Source organism: Streptomyces sp. NPDC057654 (genome assembly GCF_042800135.1).
GTDB lineage: Bacteria > Actinomycetota > Actinomycetes > Streptomycetales > Streptomycetaceae > Streptomyces.
The window spans coordinates 1-15,317 of the sequence record NZ_JBHVHQ010000105.1 but is presented as its reverse complement, the minus strand read 5'-3'; the positions used below and the strand labels follow the sequence as shown (position 1 = coordinate 15,317).

15 protein-coding genes are annotated in these 15,317 nt (G+C 70.0%); 9 read left to right on the top strand and 6 right to left on the bottom strand.

The window, feature by feature from the left end; genetic code table 11:
- A partial coding sequence (locus ACFU99_RS11530; protein ID WP_384389301.1) for an alpha/beta family hydrolase occupies positions 1-302 on the top strand: 302 nt, incomplete at its 5' end.
- Here ACFU99_RS11530 and ACFU99_RS11525 read toward each other — a convergent pair.
- Positions 229-816, bottom strand: coding sequence for a helix-turn-helix domain-containing protein (locus ACFU99_RS11525; RefSeq protein ID WP_384389298.1), 588 nt, complete (start codon positions 814-816; stop codon positions 229-231). The two genes, ACFU99_RS11530 and ACFU99_RS11525, sit on opposite strands and share 74 nt — an antisense overlap.
- 312 nt (positions 817-1,128) lie before the next feature.
- On the opposite strand from ACFU99_RS11525, the gene ACFU99_RS11520 reads away from it, so the two are divergent.
- The 6 genes from ACFU99_RS11520 (at position 1,129) to def (ending at position 7,372) form a co-directional block, all read left to right on the top strand.
- Entirely contained in the window at positions 1,129-1,824 is a 696-nt protein-coding gene (locus ACFU99_RS11520) for a sigma-70 family RNA polymerase sigma factor (protein ID WP_030878583.1), read from the top strand.
- Positions 1,821-2,240: a mycothiol system anti-sigma-R factor gene (gene rsrA, locus ACFU99_RS11515; RefSeq protein WP_384389295.1), complete on the top strand. Its 420-nt coding sequence runs from the start codon at positions 1,821-1,823 to the stop codon at positions 2,238-2,240. Before ACFU99_RS11520 ends, rsrA begins: the two co-directional genes overlap by 4 nt.
- A 369-nt stretch (positions 2,241-2,609) precedes the next feature.
- Positions 2,610-4,079 carry an HD-GYP domain-containing protein gene (locus tag ACFU99_RS11510; RefSeq protein ID WP_384389292.1) on the top strand — a complete coding sequence of 490 codons (1,470 nt, stop codon included), beginning with the start codon at positions 2,610-2,612 and terminating at the stop codon, positions 4,077-4,079.
- Entirely contained in the window at positions 4,076-5,371 is a 1,296-nt protein-coding gene (locus ACFU99_RS11505; RefSeq protein ID WP_384389290.1) for an HD-GYP domain-containing protein, read from the top strand. The genes ACFU99_RS11510 and ACFU99_RS11505 overlap by 4 nt, the downstream gene beginning before the upstream one ends.
- A 284-nt stretch (positions 5,372-5,655) precedes the next feature.
- Positions 5,656-6,642, top strand: a complete 987-nt coding sequence (locus ACFU99_RS11500) for a tetratricopeptide repeat protein (RefSeq protein ID WP_030878592.1) — start codon at positions 5,656-5,658, stop codon at positions 6,640-6,642.
- A 100-nt stretch (positions 6,643-6,742) separates the two neighbouring features.
- Complete coding sequence (gene def, locus ACFU99_RS11495) at positions 6,743-7,372, top strand: peptide deformylase (protein WP_384389287.1); 630 nt, start codon at positions 6,743-6,745, stop codon at positions 7,370-7,372.
- Between the two features lie 3 nt (positions 7,373-7,375).
- On the opposite strand, the gene ACFU99_RS11490 is transcribed toward def, so the two are convergent.
- Positions 7,376-7,954, bottom strand: a complete 579-nt coding sequence (locus ACFU99_RS11490; RefSeq protein ID WP_384389284.1) for a class I SAM-dependent methyltransferase — start codon at positions 7,952-7,954, stop codon at positions 7,376-7,378.
- Between the two features lie 298 nt (positions 7,955-8,252).
- The gene (locus tag ACFU99_RS11485; RefSeq protein ID WP_384389281.1) at positions 8,253-8,762 is read right to left on the bottom strand and encodes an ATP-binding protein; all 510 of its coding nucleotides are present in this window, start codon (positions 8,760-8,762) and stop codon (positions 8,253-8,255) included.
- Between the two features lie 197 nt (positions 8,763-8,959).
- On the opposite strand from ACFU99_RS11485, the gene ACFU99_RS11480 reads away from it, so the two are divergent.
- Together ACFU99_RS11480 and ACFU99_RS11475 are read left to right on the top strand one after the other, a co-directional pair.
- The gene (locus tag ACFU99_RS11480) at positions 8,960-9,811 is read left to right on the top strand and encodes a Scr1 family TA system antitoxin-like transcriptional regulator (protein WP_384389278.1); all 852 of its coding nucleotides are present in this window, start codon (positions 8,960-8,962) and stop codon (positions 9,809-9,811) included.
- An 11-nt stretch (positions 9,812-9,822) separates the two neighbouring features.
- Positions 9,823-10,044 carry a DUF397 domain-containing protein gene (locus ACFU99_RS11475; RefSeq protein WP_384389275.1) on the top strand — a complete coding sequence of 74 codons (222 nt, stop codon included), beginning with the start codon at positions 9,823-9,825 and terminating at the stop codon, positions 10,042-10,044.
- A gap of 72 nt (positions 10,045-10,116) precedes the next feature.
- Here ACFU99_RS11475 and ACFU99_RS11470 read toward each other — a convergent pair whose 3' ends face one another.
- From ACFU99_RS11470 to ACFU99_RS11460, 3 genes are read right to left on the bottom strand one after another with little or no spacing between them, the layout of a single operon-like run.
- On the bottom strand, positions 10,117-10,446 hold the full coding sequence (locus ACFU99_RS11470) for a hypothetical protein (RefSeq protein WP_384389272.1): 330 nt from the start codon (positions 10,444-10,446) through the stop codon (positions 10,117-10,119).
- Positions 10,447-10,462: 16 nt separating this feature from the next.
- Complete coding sequence (locus ACFU99_RS11465) at positions 10,463-14,779, bottom strand: polymorphic toxin type 30 domain-containing protein (RefSeq protein ID WP_384389270.1); 4,317 nt, start codon at positions 14,777-14,779, stop codon at positions 10,463-10,465.
- A gap of 9 nt (positions 14,780-14,788) precedes the next feature.
- A complete protein-coding gene (locus tag ACFU99_RS11460) occupies positions 14,789-15,184 on the bottom strand; it encodes a hypothetical protein (protein ID WP_384389267.1) in 396 nt (131 codons plus the stop codon).
- Positions 15,185-15,317 lie beyond the last annotated feature (133 nt).

Sequence of the window (15,317 nt, the reverse complement as noted above, 5' to 3'; positions counted from 1 at the left end):
CGCTGTCCTTCCCGCTGCACCCGCCCGGCAAGCCGGAGAAGTCCCGCGCCGCGGAACTGGCGGCGACGGGGCCGCTGCCGACGCTCGTCGTGCAGGGCGAGCGCGACCCGTTCGGCCGCCCCGAGGAGTTCCCGGACGGTACGGACATCGAAACCGTGCCCTACGGGGACCACGGTTTCGCCGTGCCCAAGAAGGCCGGCATCACCCAGGACGAGGCCCTGGCCGGGCTCATGGACGCTGTCGCTTCGTGGCTGGACGGGCCCGTACGTGCATCCGTTCGCCCTGCCGCCCGAAAAGGCTGAGCACCTCCACCGGCGCGTCCCCGGCCGGCCCGAACCAGTGCGGCAGCCGGGTGTCGAACTCGGCGGCCTCCCCGGACCGCATCTGGATGTCCTGGTCGGCCAGGATCAGCCGCAGCCGGCCGGCGAGCACGTACAGCCACTCGTACCCCTCGTGCGTCCGCGGGTCCGGCTCGGCGTCGATCGGGTCGATGACCATCTTGAACGCCTGGAGCCCGCCCGGCTGCCGGGTCAGCGGCACGACCGTCATCCTGTCCACCCGGCGCGGCGCCGCCCGCACCCGCGGATCGCCGACCTCCGGTGCGCCCACCAGCTCGTCCAGCGGCACCTGGAAGGCGCGCGAGAGCGGCAGCAGCAGCTCCAGGGAGGCGCGCCGGCCGCCGGACTCCAGCCGGGACAGCGTGGAGACCGAGATCCCGGTCTCCTGCGACAGCTCGGACAGCGTGACCCCGCGCTCCTGGCGTACGCGCCGCAGCCGCGGGCCGACGTCCGCCAGTACCTCTTCGTAGCCGCTCATCCCCTCATTGCAGGAACGGCAAGCAGGTTTGTCAATCGCCCCGCCGTTCCGGTTGCGGCGGGGCGGCGGGAATGCAGGGGCGGGGGGACGCTGTTGTGCCAGGCGTAGGTACGTACAGGCACGCTCAGAGGAATGGGGACTTCCCGCATGGGTTCGATCGCATGCCCGTCACGCCCGCAGGCCGCCGAGGTCCAGTGGTCGACGCTGCGGGTGGACCAGCCCGGCATGGCTGGAGCGGCGGCCGGACCGGATCGTCGTCTATTCTCCGATTCGAGCGGGTCCGCATCCGGTCCCGCCACCGTCTTGGAGGAGGTGGGTCCGGTCACTGGGACCGACGCAGGGACCGATGACGGCCAGGCGCGGGAGCCCGCGACGCCCGCGGAGAGCGCCCTGGAGCGCAACGCGCGCTTCGAGCGGGACGCCCTCACCTTCCTCGACCAGATGTACTCCGCGGCGCTGCGCATGACGCGCAACCCGGCGGACGCCGAGGACCTGGTGCAGGAGACGTATGCCAAGGCGTACGCGTCCTTCCACCAGTTCCGGGACGGCACGAACCTCAAGGCGTGGCTGTACCGCATCCTCACCAACACCTTCATCAACTCCTACCGCAAGAAGCAGCGCGAGCCGCTGCGCAGCGGCTCGGAGGAGATCGAGGACTGGCAGCTCGCGCGCGCCGAGTCGCACATGTCGACCGGGCTGCGCTCCGCCGAGTCGCAGGCGCTCGACCACCTGCCGGACTCCGACGTGAAGGCCGCCCTCCAGGCGATCCCCGAGGAATTCCGCATAGCGGTGTACCTCGCGGACGTCGAGGGCTTTGCGTACAAGGAGATCGCCGACATCATGGGTACGCCCATCGGCACGGTCATGTCGCGCCTGCACCGTGGGCGCCGCCAACTGCGCGGCATGCTGGAGGACTACGCCCGTGAGCGCGGGCTCGTCCCGGCAGGAGCCGCGACCGCTTCGAACGCGTCGGACGAGTCGCACGACGGGAAAGGCTCGGACTCATGAGTTGCGGAGAGCCGCACGAGACGGATTGCTCAGAGGTCCTCAGCCATCTCTACGAGTTCCTCGACCGTGAGATGCCGGACGGAGACTGCGCCAAGTTCGAGGTCCACATCGACGAGTGCTCGCCCTGCCTGGAGAAGTACGGGCTGGAGCAGGCCGTGAAGAAGCTCGTCAAGCGGTGCTGCGGGCACGACGACGTACCGGCGGACCTCCGGGCCAAGGTGATGGGGCGGATCGAGCTGATCCGTTCCGGTCAGTCGGTGCCGGACATGGACGTGGTGGCCGAGGCGCGGGCCGCTGAAGCCCAGGCCGCCAAGGCCGCCGCGGAGCGGGCGGCCGGGTCCGAGGAGGGCCAGGAGGCCAAGGGCGGCGCCGAATCGCGGCTGGGCGTCCAGCCTCCGGGGCTGTCCGCCACCTAGCAGCCGGCCGGGCGGCTGCCGTCGGCTCCCGGCTCCGGCCGGCTCCTGCCGTCGGCTCCTGTCCGACCTCGCTGTCGGTCGGCGACTGTCTCAGGCTCGCGCCTGACCCGGCCGGCTCGGCTTCGGTCAAGGGCCTGCCCCGGCTTCGGCTCGCGCCTGACCCGGCCGTCGGGCGGGGCTGTCTCCTGCACTGTCTCCTGCTCCTACCTGATCTCGACCCGGGCTGTCATCGCATAGCCGTACTTTTCACCTGAAGGTGTGCTTCCGGCCGGTCCGCTCGGGCCAATTCGCGGATGCGGCCCATTGCCGTGGCGCACCGGCCTATTCTCCCCATCTCGACGCGCAAGCCGACGGGACGGGGAGAGCTCCATGCGCACACTTCCGGCCACGGCCCGCGCGTACATCCTGTGCGTCATGGTCACCGCCGCCCTCTGCGCGGCCCCGGCGTCGCGATACGGCCACGCCGCGCCCTGGGCCACGGCCCTCGCGCTCGCCGCGCTCTACGCCCTCTGCGAGCGGCTCACCCGCCGCCCTCCGATGGGCCCGGGCGCCCCCACCGGCGCGGGCGCGTTCTTCCCCGTACTGCTGGCGGCGGCCTTCCTGCTGCCGCCCCCGCTCGCCGGGCTCGTCGCCGTGCCCGGCGCCCTCGCCGCGCCCGTCGAGCGCGAACCGGCCCGCGTACGGCGGATGTGGCACGCCGCCCGGCTCTCGCTCGCCGCCCACGCCGCCTCCCACGTCTTCGCGCTCGGCGCGCACCGCACGGTCACCGCGCCGGACTTCCCGTACGTCCTGCTGCCCGCCGCGGCCGCCGCGCTGGCCTTCGCCGTCGTCTCCGCCGCCCTCGACATCGGCATCCTCGTCACCGCCGAACGCGGCTCGCCGCGCACCGCCTGGCGCGCCCCGCTGCTCGGCTCGCTCGCCCCGCACCTGGTGCACGGGCTGGCCGGGCTGATGATGGCGATCCTGTGGCACTCCACGTACGGGCCGGCGGCCGCCCTGCTCGTGCTGCTGCCGATGTACATCTCCTGCTGGGTCTTCGCCCAGTACCACCGCGAGCGCGCCGCCCACCAGGCCACGATCCGGGCCCTGGTGCAGGCCGTCGACATCAAGGACCGGTACACGCGCGGCCACAGCGAGCGCGTCGGCCGCGCGTCCGTGCTGATCGCCCGCGAACTGGGCATGGACGACGACCGCCTCGAAGCGCTGCGCTTCGCGGGCATCCTGCACGACGTCGGCAAACTCGGCGTCCCCACCCGGCTGTTGCGCAAGAACGGCCCCCTCACCCCGCAGGAACGGCGCGTGATCGAGCTGCACCCCGAGTACGGGCACGAGATGGTGCGCGGCATCGGCTTCCTCGACGAGGCCCGCGCGGCGATCCTCCACCACCATGAGCGGCTCGACGGCAGCGGCTACCCCTACGGGCTGAGCGGCCGTCATATCCCGCTGTTCGCGCGGGTGGTGGCCGTCGCCGACGCCTTCGACGCGATGACCTCCACCCGTTCGTACCGGCGCGGCCGGCCCGTACCGGCGGCCGTCGAGGAGCTGCGGCGGTGCGCCGGAACGCAGTTCGACCCCCTCATGGTCGGGGCCCTCGCGCGCGCCCTCGACCGCCACGGCTGGCATCCGGCGGTCACCGCGGACGCGGTCGGGGAAACCGTCGACGACCTCTGCGGAAACGTCCCTTCAGAGGGCTGCCCCGGCCCGTCGGACCTCGCGTCTGTCGTGCGACGCGCCGGATCCCAGGGCGACGGCGGCCCGCCCGGCCCGCCCGGACGGTCGTTCCCCGGTCCCAGGGGCGGCGATTCGAGGGACGGCGACCCCAGGGGCGGCGCCCGGTGAGCCGGGAGAGCGCGTCGCGCCCGTACGCGGCTCCGTACGCCCCGCACGCCCCCCGCGTCGTCGCGGTCCTGTACGGCGCCGCGGGCGCGCTCGCCGCCGCCTCCCTCGCCGGGACGTTCTGGAACGGCCTCACCGACCCGCACGTGGCGCTCGCCTTCGGCGCGCTGATCGCCGTCGGCGAACTGGCCCGGCAGCGCGTCGGGGAGCGGCCCGGCGACCGCGAGCCCGCGCCGCTCGCCGCCGCCGGGTCGCTCGCCTACGCCTTACTCGGCGAGACCGACCGCCACCCCACCTCGCACGGCGCCTTCCAGGTGCTCGCCGTCGTCCTCGCCGCCACCCTCGCCGGGCTCGCGCCCCGCCTCGCCGCGGGCCGCGGCCCGGCCCTGGACCACCTCGTACGCCGCCTGCTCACCGTCGGGTTCGCCGCCACCTGCTTCCAACCGCTCTACAACAACGGCGCCTTGACCCGATGGCCCGGCCACGGACCGTACTACGCCCCGTTCCTGCTGCTCCTGCTCGCCCTCACCGCCCTGTGCGACGCCGTGCTCTCCGCCGCCCTCGCCCGCGCCCGCACCGGCTGGCCGTACGGCCCGCTGCTCCGCGACGAACTGCGCGGGCTGCTCGGCGTCGGCTCCGCGATCTGCGCGACCGGCGTCGTCATCGCGCTGGCCGTCGCCGTCGCCGGGCTGTGGGCGCTGCCCGTCTTCAGCGTGCCGCTGCTGCTGACGCAGTTCTCGCTGCGCCGCCACGGCGCCGTACGGGCCACGTACGCGCAGACCATCGCCTCCCTCGCCCGCTGCACCGAGATCGCCGGCTACACGCCCGCGGGCCACGCGCGCCGGGTCGCGACGCTCGGCCGGGCCGTCGGCCGCGAGCTGGGCCTGTCCGAGCCCGAGCTGACCGTGCTGGAGTACGCGGCCCTGATGCACGACATCGGCCAGCTCTCCCTGGTCGACCCCGTGCCCGCCGGGGCCACCGAGCCGCTGCCGCCCGCCGAACAGCGCCGGATCGCGCTGCTGGGCGGCGCGGTGGTGCGCCAGACCGGGGTGCCCGAAGAGGTCGCCTCAGTGGTGGAACGGCAGGCCGATCCGTACCGCGAGCAGCCGGTCACCGCCCGTATCGTCCGTACCGCCAACGCCTACGACGACCTCGTCGGCCGCTTCTCGGGAGACGGCCCGCACGGCCCGCTGCGCGCCCTGGAGCGGCTGCGCCTGGCCACCGCGCAGGATTACGCGCCGGTGGTCGTGGAGGCCCTGGCACGCGTACTGGCGCGCGGGGGCGGCATCAGGTAGGGGGCGGCGGTATCCCGAGGCTTCACCGAGGCGGGGCCCGCGGAAGATCAACGGAACCCATGGGTAATGAGCGCCCGCCCGGAGGGGCATGGTTGGATGCGAAGACAGGGGTGTCGGACGCATCGCAGATGGCAAGAAGGTGTGATGGGTCCCCTCCTCGAACGGGAACAGAGGGGCCGGGCTGAGATGTCCGTCAATGTGTGGCAGGTTGGCGTCAGGGAGGACGTCGCCGCCCGCCGTGACGGCTGGGCGCGGGACCACGGAGAAACCGGCAGGCGGGAATCGTGAGGATCTTCGGCAAGGTACGGCATCGGCCTTCCGCCTCGTGGCGGCAGGCGACCGACCGCGCGTTCACGCTCATCGGCGACGGCCGGTACGAGGACGCGGGCGCGCTGCTGACGCGCGCCGCCGACATGGAGCCGTGGCTCTCGGAGTCCTGGTTCAACCTGGCGCTGCTGCACAAGTTCCGGCACGACTGGGACCAGGCGCGCGCCGCCGGGCTGCGGGCCGTGGCCCTCCTGGACCGCGAGGCCGGGGCCCCCGACTGGTGGAACGTCGGCATCGCCGCCACCGCCCTCCAGGACTGGCCGCTGGCCCGCCGCGCCTGGCAGGCGTACGGGCTCCGGGTGCCCAGCGTGGGCGCCCCCTCGGGCGAGCCGCTCGGCATGGAGCTGGGCAGCGCCGCGGTGCGGCTCTCGCCGGAGGGCGAGGCCGAGGTCGTCTGGGGCCGCCGCCTGGACCCCGCCCGTATCGAGGTGCTGTCCATCCCGCTGCCGTCCTCCGGGCGGCGCTGGGGCGAGGTCGTGCTGCACGACGGCGTGCCGCACGGCGAGCGCACCACCGCCGCGGGCCCCTCGTACCCCGTCTTCGACGAGATCGAGCTGTGGGCCCCCTCGCCCGTGCCCACCTGGGTGGTCCTCCTGGAGGCCGCCACGGAGGCCGACCGGGACGCCCTGGAGCGGCTCGCGGCCGACGCCGGGTTCGCGGCCGAGGACTGGTCCTCCTCCGTGCGCCTGCTGTGCCGTACGTGCTCGGAGAGCCGGATGCCCAGCGACGAGGGCGAGGGTGAGCACCTGGACCCGCACGACCACAGCGAACCCGGCCACCCCGGCCCGCTGGGCCACCGCACGGCCGGCTCCGGCTCGCTGTGGGTGCCCGAGCGCGAGTGCGGCATCGCGGCGCCCTCCGGGCTCGTACGGGGCCTGCTCGACGGCTGGGTCGCCGACAGCCCGGACTCGCGGGAGTGGCGGGATCTGGAAGAGGTCTGCTGACCCCTGCCGCGGCCCCGTACCCTGTATCAGCAGCGTTTTCGGCTGCTGATTTGTGGCGTGGGTTTTTTAGAGTGGGTTTTCAGAGAGGCGTGCGGCGAACATGGCGCAGCAAGACACTGAGCGGCAGTCGGTCGACGAGTTCTTCGACGACACGGTGGACGCCGAGGCGCGCGAGGCGGCGCACCGCGAGCGCGGCACGTCCCGGCCGATCACCGTCGTCGGCAATCCGGTGCTGCACAAGGAGTGCAAGGACGTCACCGAGTTCGGCGACGAGCTCGCGCAGCTCATCGACGACATGTTCGCGAGCCAGCGCACCGCCGAGGGCGTCGGCCTCGCCGCCAACCAGATCGGCGTCGACCTGAAGGTCTTCGTCTACGACTGCCCCGACGACGAGGGCGTCCGGCACGTGGGCGCGGTCTGCAACCCGGTCCTCGACGAACTGCCGGCCGGCGAGCGCGTCCTCGACGACTCCAACGAGGGCTGCCTGTCGGTCCCCACGGCGTACGCGCCGCTGGCCCGCCCCGACTACGCGATCGTCCGCGGCCAGGACGCCCAGGGCAACCCCATCGCGCTCCAGGGCACCGGCTACTTCGCCCGCTGCCTCCAGCACGAGACCGACCACCTCTACGGCTACCTCTACATCGACCGCCTCTCCAAGCGGGACCGCAAGGACGCGCTGCGGCAGATGGAGGAGGGGACGCCGCGGTACCCGGTGGTCGAGAACGCCTGACCTTCAGCGCAGACGCGATGCCCGTAGGACGGCGTCGTGGGTGTGGCGGGGGCCGGCGCGGGGGCGGGTCTCTTCGACCAGGACGTGCCAGGCGGGACCGAGGAGTTGGGCGATGTCGCCGGGCTGGTAGTACTCGGCGGAGCGCGGGGCCGAGGCGGGGTCCGGGAGCGGGTGGGTGACGAAGAGGAAGGCGCCGCCGGGGGCGACGGCGTTCAGGAGCCCGTACAGCGCCGCGTGCCCCGGCTCGCGGCGGATCGGGAAGTAGTGGACGCTCACCAGGTCGAAGGCGCGGGCCGGGGGAGGCGCGACGGTGAGGTCGGCGCGGGCCCAGGCCAGGCGGTCCCGGACATCGGCTTCCGCCGCTCCGGCAGCGCGTCGTAGGGCGACCTCGGACACGTCGACGGCGGTGACCTGCCAGCCGCACCGCGCCAGCCAGAGCGCGTCCGCGCCCTCGCCGCACCCGACGTCGAGCGCCTGCCCGGGCGGCAGGCAGCCGACCTCGGCGACGAGCACGGGGTTGGGGTTGCCGCTGAACACCTGGTCGCGGCTGCGGTACATGTCGTCCCAGTGGTGAACGTCCATAGGGGCAGGTCCTCTCGTCAGTACACGGCTGAGTACACGGCGACGGGGTCAAGGTGCGCCCATGCCTGCGTTGGCGCAAAGTTATTTGCGGAAACAGCAAGGTGCGGTCGATGCCGTACTCGCTGCGGTCGGCCCCGGGCTGCGGGCCCTGCGCCGCCGCCGTGGCATCACCCCGACCGCCCTGCCAGCATGTATGATGGAGGCCAGGGCCCCGTACGCCCGCTCCCATGAGGGCTACCACTGGCTCTACGTCCTACGGGGCCGCCCTCAGGGCGAACGCGTCCGCATCAAGGCCCGGCTACCGGCCTGAGGATTCGCGTCCGCTCTGACGCCGGTACCGTGCCGGAGAGGTGCTGTCGTCGGCTTCGAGTTCGAACCAGAGCATCTTCCCGCGCTTGCCGAAGAGTTCGTCGCCGAGCAGATAGCTTCCCCAACTGTCGGCACACATCTGTACGAGCAACAGCCCGCGTCCGCTTTCCCTTTCGCGTCCGTGGTCGCAGTCCCGCGGCGGGCCCACGCGTTTGCGGAACGCCGTCGGAATATCGGGGTTCGTATCCCATACGCTCACCCGCAGCCGCTCGTCCTCCGGGCCGGTGCTGTGCAGCCGCAGGGAGGCCGGTCCGTCGGAGTGTAGGTAGGCGTTGGTGACGAGCTCGCTGGTCAACAGCTCCGCGACGTCGACGAGTTCGCTTATGGTGTGCCGGAAGAGTACGGCCCGCAGGGTGGTCCGGGCGACGCCGGATGCTCGCGGGTCGTGGGGGAGATCGAGGGTGTACGTCCAGGGCTGTGGTGAAGATACGGTTGCCATGGAGCCTCCTGGTGGAGGTAGGTGGAGTTGAACCACCCAGGGACGACGCCTCGCGGCGGCAGCCCCTCTGGGTGGGCTTGGCTCAGACCGTAGCGCAACGCGTATAAGTTATTTCTTGTGGAGTGGAAATAACTTACTCGCCAACCCGAACGAGTTGCGCGTGCGCACTGTGTACGAACGAGGAGAGACCTCACTACATGCCCGTGAAGCAGACCCCGACAGCCCGACAGCTCCGCCTCGGCGCCGAGCTGCGCAAGCTCCGCGAACACGCGGGGCTGTCCTCGACCGAGGCGGGACAGCTTCTCGGTACCAATCAGGCCCAGATCAGCAACATCGAGGCAAGTCGCGTCGGCGTCAGCGCTGATCGCGTGCGCAACATGGCGCACAACTACTCCTGCCAGGACCGGGCCCTCATCGAGTCCCTCGCCGACATGGCCGGAGAGCGCCACCGCGGCTGGTGGGAGGAGTACCGGGAGATTCTCCCCACGGGCCTGCTCGACCTGGCGGAACTGGAGCACCACGCCACCGCGTTGCGTGTCGCGCACGTCATCCATATCCCCGGCCTTTTGCAGACCGCCCACTACGCACGCGCCATCTGTAGCGAGATGGTTCCCCACTTCGCGCCGCACGAGGTGGAGCACCGGGTTTCCTATCGGATAAAGCGGCAAGTAGTCGTCCACAGAAGCTCTGCGGTCGAGTACACGGCGATCATCCACGAAGCGGCTCTCCGAATGCAGTTCGGTGGTCGCGAGGCGACGTGTGAGCAGCTCGCTCATGTCATCGCCATGAGCGAGAGGGAAGGCACCACCATCAGGGTCATCCCTTTCAGCAAGGGAACGTTCCCCGGGTCAGGCCAGTCGATCGGCTACTCCGTAGGCCCGGTGCCGGCGCTCGATACCGTCCAGCTGGACACCGAACACGGCTCCGTCCTGCTCGACGCACAAGCCCAACTGGAAAAGTACCGCTTCGTGCTGGACCGCATGGAAACCATCGCACTTGCGCCTGGCAAGTCGCGCGACCTCATCCGCCGAACCCTCCACAACCTCTAAGGACGCCGCTCATGCCCGTGCTCGACTGGCAGAAGTCCTCATACAGCGCCGACGCTTCCGCCTGCCTCTACCTTGCATCCGCCCCTGACGGGGCCATCCACCTCCGCGAAAGCGACGCCCCCGGCGTCACCCTCTCCGTCAGGCCTGAGGTGCTGCGTACGCTCATATCGGCTATCAAGACGGGAGGCTTTGCTGCGGGTTCATCCCATACTCATGTAACTCGTACTCGTTGAATCGTGCGATCTCGTGTGTAACGTCAAGAGATCGGGAACGGCGTGTCGAGATAGTGCGCGGCCAGGGGCGTTTCAGTCAGTCTCCAGCAAATCATCGATGTACTCACCCAAGGGTTCTGGCAGCGTTTCGCGGTCGATATTGTGCAAACGTCTCATGTTTTCGGTCTGGAGCCATCCGCTCGCTCCTAGTCCCAGCAGGGCATTCAGTTGAGCTTCCAGTGCGGAAGTGTCCCGCTCGCAGGAAGCGCAGAGTGAAAGGATGGATGCCACCACCGCTACATCATCGCCAGAATATTCGCTAACCCGGTCTGTCGCTTTTTCCGCCCCGAGCTCGCGGCACCGTGCATCCGAGTCGACAATAAGTCGGATAACTTCGACCAATCGGTCGGCGTCGACAGACAAATCAAATTCCCTTGAACTAGTACGGAAGCGGATAATTGCTAGGCCATGGAACGTGCGTTCCGTTCGCGGCAGATGGGTTGTAGTGAGGGCTGTTTGGGTTATGTACCTGCCGATGGTACAGGTTGCCCTCGACGTCCTGGTACTTTCCTCCGATCGAGATTCGATAGACGTCGCCACTGTGGGCGTTTGATCCAGCCGGAGCATTTCCGTCGGGGCCGTGAATTCGCATCCGGACAACATTTCCTGTTTTGCTGTCCGTCCATTTGTATTCCACCCCGGCTTGTGCTCCACCATTGGAGTCCGGTGTGAGAGTTCTCTTCTGCGCATCTGACGGGACGATGTCTGTTGGGTTTCTATTGCGCAGATCCCAACCGCCGTTCTCGATGCGCTTGGGGCATCCCTCAAGTCCTAGATCGTCTGCCCAGGTATGCGGGTTACGGACATAGGCGTGGTGGTTGGGTGCCGGATTGATGCCCAACGGGTCGGGCGTGGCGTAACGGGCGGTTTCAGGGTCGTAGTAGCGGAAGTAGTTGTAGTGGAGACCGGTCTCCATATCCGCGTACTGGCCTGAGAAGCGGAGGGGGCAGTCGACGGTGGTGGAGTCTTGGGGGGCGGGGAAACGCGTGCCCCATAGTGTCGTGCGGCGTTGCCAAGCTACCTCGCCCGCCGAGGTGATCAGCTCCGTCGGGGTTCCCACCAGGTCCGTGATGATGGCGTGGAAGCTCGTGGTCTCTGTCGGGTCCGAGAGCTCCGCGTATTTCGTGATCAGGGACTGGCCCTGCTCGCGGGTCAGTGGGCGGTGGTCTGTTTGGGTCAGGGGGCGGTGGGTGTTGGGGGCGTAGTCCCAGGTGGTGGCTCGGCCGGTGGGGGAGAGTTGTTCTGCCAGGCGGCTTTCGTCCCAGGTGAAGGTTGTTTCCTCTGCCACCTCGCCGTCTTCGGCCAGGCGTTGCTTCGCTATTCGGCGGCCCAGGGGGTCGTAGCGGTAGCGCCAGGTTTCGTTGTTCGGGGTCTCCGCTTCCACCAGGCGGTCTTCCGAGCTCCACCTGTATGTCCACGTTCGTATCTGGCCGTTGAGGAGTTTGCGGGTCTTTTGGGTCAGGCGGCCTTGTGCGTCGTGTTGGTACGTTGTTCTGCCCGCGCTGCGGATCAGCGTGCCGCTGAATTCCCGAGCGCCCGGTGTCTCGTGGGCCGGGGCCTCGGCCTGGGTGAGGTTGCCGGAGCCGTCGTAGGCGTAGCGCTCCGTCCAGCCGTGGGCGTTCACGCCCGTTATTCGGCCCATCGCGTCCAGGTCGAAACGGCTTGTGCCCGACGTCAGTTCGCGGATTTCTGTGAGGTAGCCGTCCGGGCGATAGGCGTAGGAGCGGTGTTGCAGCAAGCTATCGGCTTGGGGGGAGTGGATGGTCTGCGTCGTCAGGCGGTCGTTCTTGTCCCAGGTCTGTTTCAGCGTCGCACCACCCGCCAGGGACCGTTCCGTTTCCCTTCCCACCGCGTCGTAGGCGAACGTCAATGTCCCCGCGTCCGAGCGCAGGGCCGTTGCGCGGTCCTCCTCGTCGTACGTCCATTCCGACGTCAAGCCGGTCGGCGTCACCCGACGCGTACGGCGGCCCAGCGCGTCGTACGCGTAACCCGTCGTACGGCCGTTCACCGATTCCGCCAGCACACGCCCCAGCGCGTCCCGCTCGATGACCAGTTCCGCGTCCGCGTTCGTCGCACCCACCAACGCGCCCGCCGCGTCGTACGCGTACGACGTGATCTCGTCCCCGTCCGCTCCGCCGCGCTGTTCGACCACTCTCCCCAGCGCGTCCCGTTCGAAGCTCAGCGTCTCGCCCGCACCGTTCGTCCGCGACACCATCCCGCCCGCCGCGTCGTGCCCGTACGTCAGCGTGCGGCCGTTGAAATCCGTCTCAGAGGCCAGGCGGCCCGCCTCGTCGTACGCGTATGACCAGGTCAGACCCTGCGGGTTCGTCACCCCGGTCAGGCGCAGCTCCGTGTCGTACGCGAAGGCGTACCGCGTGCCGTCCGGGTCCGTGCGCGTCTCCGGGACGTCGAAATGGGTGGAGGTCTGGTGGGTGGTGTTGCCTGCGGGGTCGGTGTGGGCGAGGAGGTTGCCCTCGCCGTCCCATCGCCAGGTCTCGTGGGTGCCGTCAGGCAATTCGCGCCGGCTCGGTTTGCCCTCGGTCGTCCAGGCCATCCGCATGGTGTGGCCCAGCGGATCGGTGGATTCCGTAACGCGGCCGAAGCTGTCCCGCGCCACCGTGGTCGTGTGGCCCAGGGCGTCCGTCACCGCTGTCGGCAGGCCCGCCGCGTCGCACGAGACCGTACGGGTATGGCCCAGCGCGTTCGTCACCGACGCCAAGTGGCCCGCCGCGTCGTACGCGTAACGCGTCTCCGCCCCCGCCGGGTCCGTCGTCGTCAGGACGTTGCCGCGATCGTCGTACGTATGCCGCCAGACCGTCCCGCCGGGCTCGACGACCTCCAGCGGTCGGCAGCCCGCGTCGTACTCGGCCCGCGCGCTCGAACCGTCCGGCAGTACCAGCTCCGTGAGGTTGCCCGACTCGTCGTACGCGTACCGCGTCGTACGGCCCAGCGGGTCCGTGGTGGAGAGACGGTTCTCGCCCAGGCCATCCCATTCGGTCAGCGTGACGTGGCCCAGCGGGTCCGTCTCCGCGATCACCTGGCCGTCCGCGTTGTACCGGCAGTTCGTCCGGCGGCCGAGCGAGTCCGTGTACGTCGTGGTGCGCGCGGTGTCGTCATACGCGAAGGAGCCGTTGAAGACCCCGTCGCTGCCCTCCGTACGGATCACCCGTCCGCCACCGTCGTAGACGTACGCGAAGGAGGTGCCGTTGCGGTCGGTCCACGACGTGATCCGGTCTTCGGAATCATAGGTGAAGCGCAGGGGCTTGCCGCTGGAGTTGACGACTTCGGTGAGGTTGCCCGACGCGTCGTAGGCGTAGCGCATCACCACCGTCCCGCCGGCCGGGGCTGCCGGGGGCCCCTGTTCGTACGCCGACGGGGCCTCGTCCAGCAGGCGCAGCGCGGTGATCCTCGGGCCGTCCGTGTCGACGGCCAGGTAGTAGCCGCCGGAGTGCCGGATCGCGGAGGGGTGGCCCTCGGCTGTGCGTTCCACGTCCATGCGGGCGCCGTTGCGGTCGGACCAGGACTCGACGGGCAGCTGCACCGCGCCCTCGGCCGCGCTGGGCGCGATGTGGCTGAAGGTACGTACGACGCCAGTGTGCGGGTTGGTGACGGTGATGACGCCGTCCGGCGCGCCGTCCCACTCCAGCGGCCAGCGCGCGCCCTTCGACGGCAGCATCGCTTCGCCCGGCCGTGGCACCGGATATACGAGCCGCATGCCGTCCGCCGCCGCGAACACCACTCCCTTGGCGTCGAGTTGGAGCGTCTCGTCGAGAGTGGAGACCCAGGTGGGGCCGAAGCACGTACCCGCGCGATACGAGGACAGGTGGGTGCGTTCGAAGAGCAGGGGCAGGCTGCCCGGCAGCTCTACGTCCGTCTGCGTCATCAGCATGGCCCCGGTGGCCACGTCCACCGGCTCGCCCTTGCAGGGGGTCTTGCCCGCCGGGCGGGCGAACGGGCCCTCCTCGATCAGGTTGGGGCGCAGGTCAGGGCGGAGCAGGTTCTTGTACCCGCCGAACTGTCCAGCCCGTGCCGTGACCGGGCCCACGGCACCGAACAGTCCGCCCCAGATCATGCCGGTCTCCGCGGCGTGGGACACCTCGTCCAGGCTGAAGCCGTGCTGTTGGCCCAGCGCGATCCGCACGGGCTGGGCGACAGCCGCGTCGATCGTCATCGAGAAGACGCCCTCGTAGACCGCGCCGGTCAGCATCCCCGCGGCGATCGCGGCCACCGACGCCTCGACCTCCACGCCCAGGCCGGCCGCCAGCTCGATGATTCCCGCCGCCGCTTCGTCGGACGCGCCCCCGCTGACGAGGGTCAGCAGCACCCCGCCCGCGATGGCGACCGCGTCGATGCCGATCTGCTCCCACAGCGCCGTGATGGCGTCATCGACCGTATCGGCGAACTTGTCCAGCGCCTTGGCCATCTTCCGGGACGCCTTCGCCAGGTCACTCAGCCAGCCGCCGTCCGCACCCTTGGCGTAGCGCTCCCAGAACGTCTGGAAGGCGTCGATCGCCTCACCCGTGTTGTTGTGGATGAGGGAGGTGGCCGAATTGTTGGTCGCGCTCCGGACGTCGTCGACGCTGTCGGCGAACGTCCGCCACGCGTCGGCGGCGTGGCGCAGCGTCCCGGAATTGGCGTCCGGCCACCACATGCCGAGGTGGAGGAGGATCTTCTTGGCCTCGTCCTCGATGCTCATTCGGCGCCCTTATCCCTTATCCCCGTGTCGGCCGCCGTCTTTGTGCTTCTCCTTGGTGAAGATCCCGGCGATCGCCTTGTCGTTGTCGACGTGGCCGTCCGCCAGGTCGTCCAGCGCCTCGTGGATGCTCACCAGACCGAGGATGGCGATGCCCGCCACCCGCTCCAACTGCTTCTGGTTCGGGCTGTAGTGCTTGCCGAAATCCTTGCCCGGCTTGTCGTCACCCCACGGCTCGCCATGCCCATCCAACGTCTTGACCAGCAGATTCAGCGCGTCGCTCAGCTTCTCGCCCTGCTTCCGGAAGACCGGTGCGGCCGACTTGATGTCCGCCGTCTTGATGTTCAGGACCTTGCCGCTGCCACCGCTGCTGCCGCCATTGCTCCCGCCGCCGTGCCCGTCGCCCATGCCGCGCCTCCCCCGTAATGCCTACGCCCCCGCGTAAACCTTCAGCCTAGGAAGCGAGCGTCATGTGGCGGCCAATGGTGCGCAATGGGTGAGTAAAGGGGGAGGGGGTGATGGGGTGACGTCAGACACGGGG

Excerpts from the sequence above, each read along its gene's own strand:
- rsrA (WP_384389295.1), top strand. The coding sequence starts at position 1,821 with ATGAGTTGCGGAGAGCCGCACGAGACGGATTGCTCAGAGGTCCTCAGC.
- ACFU99_RS11485 (WP_384389281.1), bottom strand. The coding sequence starts at position 8,762 with ATGGCAACCGTATCTTCACCACAGCCCTGGACGTACACCCTCGATCTC.
- ACFU99_RS11480 (WP_384389278.1), top strand. The coding sequence starts at position 8,960 with ATGCCCGTGAAGCAGACCCCGACAGCCCGACAGCTCCGCCTCGGCGCC.
- ACFU99_RS11490 (WP_384389284.1), bottom strand. The coding sequence starts at position 7,954 with ATGGACGTTCACCACTGGGACGACATGTACCGCAGCCGCGACCAGGTG.
- ACFU99_RS11460 (WP_384389267.1), bottom strand. The coding sequence starts at position 15,184 with ATGGGCGACGGGCACGGCGGCGGGAGCAATGGCGGCAGCAGCGGTGGC.
- ACFU99_RS11475 (WP_384389275.1), top strand. The coding sequence starts at position 9,823 with ATGCCCGTGCTCGACTGGCAGAAGTCCTCATACAGCGCCGACGCTTCC.
- ACFU99_RS11465 (WP_384389270.1), bottom strand. The coding sequence starts at position 14,779 with ATGAGCATCGAGGACGAGGCCAAGAAGATCCTCCTCCACCTCGGCATG.
- def (WP_384389287.1), top strand. The coding sequence starts at position 6,743 with ATGGCGCAGCAAGACACTGAGCGGCAGTCGGTCGACGAGTTCTTCGAC.
- ACFU99_RS11525 (WP_384389298.1), bottom strand. The coding sequence starts at position 816 with ATGAGCGGCTACGAAGAGGTACTGGCGGACGTCGGCCCGCGGCTGCGG.
- ACFU99_RS11510 (WP_384389292.1), top strand. The coding sequence starts at position 2,610 with ATGCGCACACTTCCGGCCACGGCCCGCGCGTACATCCTGTGCGTCATG.